This window comes from Bacillus sp. AY2-1 (assembly GCF_008368965.1).
Classification (GTDB): Bacteria; Bacillota; Bacilli; order Bacillales; family Bacillaceae_G; genus Bacillus_A; species Bacillus_A thuringiensis_S.
Map to the genome: position 1 here is coordinate 1 of NZ_QPEL01000299.1, position 5,735 is coordinate 5,735.

The window sequence follows — 5,735 nt, forward strand, 5'->3', positions numbered from 1 at the left end:
GAAAAAATGTTATGAAATCTATTTTGAAGTAGTGATACCTTTGCAAAAAGGTATTTCAGATTTTTTTATAGTGAGTGAGGAACAACAATATTCTTTAGAAAAAATGGTTCGTATGAAGTTCGAAGGAGATATTCAATGATAGATAAACTAGCTTCAATTGATTTAGGAAAATTATTAAAACCATATATTGATGTAGGTTGCGGAAAGGCTATTTTTGATAAAAGTATAAACCCAAAGAAAAGATATTTTTTAGAAAAAAGATGGGGAGAAGATAAAAATATTTTATCCGTAATTATGACTAATCCTAGTACAGCCGATTCATTAGGAAATGATGAAACGGTAGAATTTTTAATAGAGTATGCAAAACATCACAATTATAATGCATTATATGTAGTAAATATAATACCTATAATAAATTCTAGTACGAAAAAGCTTAAATCGATATACAGTGAATCTATCATTTCTCAAATTGTTAAAGAAAATACGGCTTTAGAAAGTATAAAATACGCATTAAAAAATTCTAATAGCATAATATTAGCTTGGGGAGAATTCGGACAGAAGTATTTTAAATATATTATTGAGGACGATGAAATAAAGAATTTATTTTTAGAAAAAGCTAATCTGTGTGAAGTGTTTGATTTCGGAAAAAATGATAAGTTTCCTAAGCACCCTAGACCGAATAATCCATATCGATATGATTTTACTGTTAACACTGTACTTAAAAGTGCTGGAATTCAATTGGAGAGTTGGATTAGCAATTAAATTATATGCAAAAAAATAAAGGTCTTTATTTCTTCTAAATATACTGACCTGCAAAAAGCAGCATTAACACAAAAGTATTTTATTTATATATAAAGTAAGACCACTGTCTAGTATATGCCAGTGGTCTTTTAAATCTCTGTGTAATATTCTGTTAATAGAGGATGCGAGGCAGTTAAATTTTACTGAACAACCCTTTTCTAAATTGCTTAAAATCTTATACAAATTTCTATTTGTTACTTAACGACTTTAAAGCTTTACCTATATTCCCCAATTCATTCATTACATCTTCAGAGTTATCTTTATTTTTAAAATAAGCGATCATCTTTCCAATTATATTTTTCCACATCTCTAATTCTTGTTCATTAACAAATGGGCTATTCTTATTAACTATACGTTTACAAATAAACTGCCAAAAGTTATTACTCACCAAATGTTCTCGTACCTCATTAACTACTTGAGTGAGACCGTAAAATTCGTATATTTTATTAAATGTTGGGTTCAATAACCATTGAATTTTTTCAGTATAACAATCACGTGCTAAATAACCACCACTTAAATAATCAAATAGACACTCATCTTTATGTGAAGTTTTAAAATGACTTGATCTAAAATGAACGTTCATCTCATCATTATAGCGTTTTAAAAATTCTATTGGTTTAATATAAGGTAAATTTCTATTTGTTTTTAGGTCATACACTAAATATAACAAGTCAAGTAGTGTTTCATTTGCTAATAGTTCTGCCTTATCACTTTCAACCAAAAAACCATGTGCTGTTCTGTTTCGTATAAATTCAAACTGAAATTTAAAATATGGAAATGGGTTAAATTTAATACTTTCTACTAATTGGTGAAGTTTAGTCCCCAATGTAAAACTTTTTACATCATTCGGCAATAAGCCTATCTCCTTACAGTAATCGTAAAAAATCCCTTCAATTTGGATGACAACAATGTTATTAAACGCTAAGTACTCTCCATTATTAAAATGTTGAATAGCATCCTTTAAAATAGGGAATCTGTGTGAGATGACGTGATTTCCCTTAATACTTTCCAGTATATGTTCGGGTATATCTTCTTCTTCAATATATTCTTTTAGGAAATTGAGATAATCATTTTCACTTTTTTCTCTTATTTTCTCTATTTTTGTTGTTTGATATTTATGCTGATTTAACATTTTTTTAATAGTGGGGGCATCTAATTTGCGAGAAAACTTTCTTAACTTTTCTATCACTTTTGATGTTTCCATATAAAACTTTATATTTACACTATAGTCACATTCAGGTTTAAATAGTTCCTCATGTTTTTCAATTAAAGAAACTTCATATTCATAACTATATAAAGTTTCTGTTTTAAGTTTTGTACAATTTGACAATGACTTTCTTCTTATTGTTTCATCATCATAATTTTTTAAGATTCCTTTTCTTTCCTCTTCTAATAAAGAAATATAATAATCGTGTTTTTTTATATCCGTTTCTAACTTCAATATTTCTTCTGTAGTTATGCACTCTTTTTCCTCTATCAATTCAGAAAAATCTGCAAATTCTTTTGTAGCTTTATCAATATCCTTATTTATTTCATCTATACGGTTTCTTCTTCCCTCAAGTTGTTGATTTAATAACACAATGTTATTTTTTATCTCTAAATCTAATTTAGTTATTTTATCCGTTGCCTCTTTTATCTTTTTCAAATATATTTCGTACTCTTGTTTAGGTATTCTATGGAGTCCTAAAATTTCATTATAAAATTCTTTATAAAAGTCAATTTCATTTTTAGAAAAAGACTTTTTTTCCAACATCTCATTCACCTTTTTATAGACTATATGAAAGCTAGTATTATTGTCTAATTCAAAGAAATCTAATAGAAATTTTCTAGAAATTTTCCAGCTATCATCATCTTCAAACATATAATTATGTATCGCCATGTTATCTAAATCTAGATATCTGATAAATTTATCTCTTAATGATATATCTCTTATCAACATTTTCACCAACCCTAGTTTTTTAATAAGCTATACTTAAAATATATCACGAGTTTTCTTATATTCGAGATATATTTCCACCGATTTTATTTTTTATATAGAGGTGCCGTACTAGATGGAATAACAAAAAGTTGCAGCTTAAAAATTTACATTATCAGCCAAAGGTATTATATTAACTCTATTAGCTACAGTATTACTTGAATTAGGTGAAAGGAAGTTACAAAAATGCCTATATTATATGGTGAGGTAAATAGAACTTATATTGAAAGTGTTTTAAATGAATTATTAGATGGCGAATTCCATTCTTCAATAAGAAAGAAACTGCTTATTGAAGATTTGACTTATGATACTGAGTATACTCCCTTTAAACTGATAGGTGGCTATCCTGAAGAAAAAACTCAAGCCTCTTGTCTTCCACCACATGAGGGAGAGACTCTAGTAAGAAAAGTGATATTTTTTACTGAATCCATCGGTATAGCCATAAATCATTACTTTGGAAGGGTCCCTCAATCACCAATGTTTAATGAAATCGTAAATATTTATATTAAATTTGTTGTGATTCACGAGTTAGTACACGTACAACAATTTAAAAATGGTTTAACAATGGAAAAGTATAATTCAAGCACATATGACGATAGTGAAGAAGAAGAGGAAGCAAACAAAAAGGCAGAAGAACTGTTGACTAGTGAGGGATCATTTCAAAGAGAAGTAGCAAAATTTATAATAGAAAATAAAAGTGTTTACAATGATGACGTAGGAGAATTACATAATATATATATCCAACAATTTCAAGTTCATAACTCCTAGTCAAAAAGGTATTCTCCCCCTACCTTAACAGCCTGACATGTAAAAAGTTATAGAAAATCCCCCTTCATTCTCTGTCCTTAGGAAGAATCTCATTTCTGTAGATAACAATTGATGACTACTAAAAAAATACTTTAAAATAAAATAGATTAAAGAAAGATTCTAAGAAATAGCAGGAAAGAAGTAAAAAACTGATATTGCGGATAGCAATAGAATAATACAGAACTAACAGGCTTTAGAGGGCTAATTATTGGCGATGCAATGGCGACATTTTATAGATATATCTTTGATATATCCCCTGTGAAATAAGGATTTAATACAGTTATAAATCCGTTTCCCCACCTTGACAGGCTGGAGGACGTGAGTTCGAGCCTCTCCGGGGTCATATCTTTTGAAGAGGCCGTATTCTACAAGGGTTTGTAGGTGTTAATGTTTTATACTTTACACACCAAAAATCACCCTAGTGTTGCGGTCATTTACTTTTTAGGGTGCAAGTCATTCACGTCTTCTTATGCGGTAAACCAAATTACCGATATAGGGAGGCGTTTTATTTTGTCTAGAACAAGTAAAAGAGGAAAATCCAAGTTAGGTCGTACAAACATTGAAGTTACACAGGATAAAACTTACACATTCCAAGAGTTATTTAACATTTATATGTTTGCAAAAGAAGCAGAAGGTCTTGCAAGAAGAACCCTTGAAAATAATTGTGTCTATGCTATCCCTTATACTTACTAGTTCAATTCCTCGTTGTTCAAGTTCTTCCGACAACTCAATCAATCTTTTTGTAGAACGCCCAACTCGATCAAGTTTGTAAACAACTACTACATCACCTTCTCTTGCATACTCAATTAATTGATTAAGCTGAGGTCTATCAGCCTTCATTCCACTCATTTTTTCTTGATATATCTTTTCACATCCAGCTTTCTCCAAGACATCTAATTGTAAGTCTAATGATTGTTGATGTGTACTAACCCTTGCATAGCCTATTCTCATATGTATCACCTTCAAGTATCAATTTATTATCTTGATTGCATCAAAAACATTAATTTAAGTAAATAAGGATACAACGTTTTTGATGCGACTTTTGATACTATATTTAGGCTATATTTATATTTTTCTAAATCTGTTTCATCATGTATCATAAACATTGAAATAAAAAACTCCCACAAACATTTGTGGAAGTAAAAACAATTTAACTTTTGCTATTACAGACGTTTTTATTATAAATTCATACTTAAAAATATAGCTTAAAACACTATTTTCTTGTTTTTTATACGTGAGAAATATTTAACACGATCGAGGGGGCGTAACAAATATAATTATCTATCCCAGAATTTTTTATATCCCGATTTATAATTTTTTTATAACATTTAGCTTGAGAAATTCATTTTATCCTATGTAGACTATTTATAAATCTTAATCTATAATAGCGTGGATAATTATGGTAAGATATACTTATAAATATTAAAGAAGGTGATGTTTTGGCGTTTGATGCAAAAGTTTTACAGGTTTTAATTGCTTCTCCTTCAGATGTTGCACAAGAAAGAGACATTATCCCAAAGGTCATTTATGATTGGAATGCTGTAAATTCTGAACATGAAAAAATTGTCTTGTTGCCTGTAAAGTGGGAAACTCATTCATCCCCACAATACAGAGGGAATGATACACAGGAAATTTTAAATGAACAGTTTGTAAGAAATTCAGATATATTAATTGGAGCAATGTGGACTAAATTAGGTACTCCTACCTTGAAAACTGAGTCTGGTACAGTCGAAGAAATCGAAGAATTTATACATTCAAACAAACCAATTAAATTGTACTTTTCAAGCCAAAGTTTGCCGAATGATGTTAATATTGATGAGCTACAGCGATTGCGAGCCTTCAAAAAAACTTATCAAAGTCAAGGAATATATGGGGAGTATTCATCTATAGATGAGTTTAGACATCTTCTATTTCATGATTTGACTAGGGAAGTTCATAAATATAAGGCTCAGACGTTATCTGAAGAAAAAAAGATTATAGAACACCCCATATTATCAATTGATGCGTCAGATGAAAAAAAAAACTAAAGCAAACCTTAAGAACAATTCTCAGGGAGAATGAGAGAATTTTTCTTGAGTATGGACCACATAGTATTAGAGCAGGAAATCCACTTTCAGAATCATCTAATATATGGAAAAACAAATGTTTAGAA

At 29.5% G+C, this 5,735-nt stretch carries 5 protein-coding genes; 3 read left to right on the plus strand and 2 right to left on the minus strand.

Annotated features, from left to right (window positions below; genetic code table 11):
• Positions 1-135 precede the first annotated feature (135 nt).
• Positions 136-762 carry a DUF1643 domain-containing protein gene (locus DN403_RS30585; RefSeq protein WP_149186113.1) on the plus strand — a complete coding sequence of 209 codons (627 nt, stop codon included), beginning with the start codon at positions 136-138 and terminating at the stop codon, positions 760-762.
• A gap of 226 nt (positions 763-988) precedes the next feature.
• Here DN403_RS30585 and DN403_RS30590 read toward each other — a convergent pair whose 3' ends face one another.
• Entirely contained in the window at positions 989-2,740 is a 1,752-nt protein-coding gene (locus DN403_RS30590; protein ID WP_149186114.1) for a hypothetical protein, read from the minus strand.
• A gap of 222 nt (positions 2,741-2,962) precedes the next feature.
• On the opposite strand from DN403_RS30590, the gene DN403_RS30595 reads away from it, so the two are divergent.
• Complete coding sequence (locus DN403_RS30595) at positions 2,963-3,544, plus strand: hypothetical protein (RefSeq protein WP_149186115.1); 582 nt, start codon at positions 2,963-2,965, stop codon at positions 3,542-3,544.
• Between the two features lie 636 nt (positions 3,545-4,180).
• On the opposite strand, the gene DN403_RS30605 is transcribed toward DN403_RS30595, so the two are convergent.
• On the minus strand, positions 4,181-4,534 hold the full coding sequence (locus tag DN403_RS30605; RefSeq protein ID WP_149186116.1) for a recombinase family protein: 354 nt from the start codon (positions 4,532-4,534) through the stop codon (positions 4,181-4,183).
• A gap of 488 nt (positions 4,535-5,022) precedes the next feature.
• On the opposite strand from DN403_RS30605, the gene DN403_RS30610 reads away from it, so the two are divergent.
• A complete protein-coding gene (locus tag DN403_RS30610; protein ID WP_097842018.1) occupies positions 5,023-5,610 on the plus strand; it encodes a hypothetical protein in 588 nt (195 codons plus the stop codon).
• Positions 5,611-5,735 lie beyond the last annotated feature (125 nt).

Coding starts and splice junctions, on each gene's coding strand:
- DN403_RS30585 (WP_149186113.1), top strand. CDS start 136: ATGATAGATAAACTAGCTTCAATTGATTTAGGAAAATTATTAAAACCA.
- DN403_RS30590 (WP_149186114.1), bottom strand. CDS start 2,740: ATGTTGATAAGAGATATATCATTAAGAGATAAATTTATCAGATATCTA.
- DN403_RS30595 (WP_149186115.1), top strand. CDS start 2,963: ATGCCTATATTATATGGTGAGGTAAATAGAACTTATATTGAAAGTGTT.
- DN403_RS30605 (WP_149186116.1), bottom strand. CDS start 4,534: ATGAGAATAGGCTATGCAAGGGTTAGTACACATCAACAATCATTAGAC.